This is a genomic window from Aminobacter sp. P4_D5 (assembly GCF_056401815.1).
This window is the reverse complement of the sequence record NZ_JBFUIP010001500.1, coordinates 1-501: the sequence shown is the minus strand read 5'-3', so window position 1 is coordinate 501 and position 501 is coordinate 1. Positions and strand designations below refer to the sequence as shown.

At 70.9% G+C, this 501-nt stretch carries 1 protein-coding gene; it reads right to left on the bottom strand.

What is annotated here, in order from left to right:
- On the bottom strand, positions 1–501 hold a 501-nt coding region (locus AC1DWF_RS39180; RefSeq protein WP_476843765.1), incomplete at both ends, for a TonB-dependent receptor domain-containing protein.

Genomic DNA, 501 nt, shown 5'->3' with positions numbered 1-501 from the left:
CGGTAGATGAAGCCATCATAGCGCGAGTAGTAGGCGCTCGTGTCGAAGCGGAAGGTGCCCGCCTGCCGCGCGAGGCCGAGCTCGAAACTCGCGGCCGCCTCCTTGCGGAGGTTCGGATCGCCGATGTCGAAGGTGCCGGAGGCGTCGTGCGCGCCGCGCGAGAAGAGCTCGGCCGCACTCGGCGCGCGCTGCACGTATTGCGCCGTGGCGCGGGCCTGCATGGCCCAGGGCAGGTCGCGCAGCAGGCCGAGGCTGAAGCTCGCCGGGGCGAAGTCTCGGCGCCGGCCGGCATTCGCCAGCTCCTGGTCCGCGGTGAGCGGAAGATTGCCGGTCGGGAAGGCGGCGGTGGAACCAGAGATGTTCACCAACTCCGGCCGCGCCGCCGCCTGCACGCGCCAGACGGGCGAGAGCTTCAGCTCCTCGAAGACATAGCCGGCGTAACGGCTGGTCGTGGCGGGGGGCAGGAACTCGAAGAACTCGCCGGTGGTGCGCAGCCGCTCC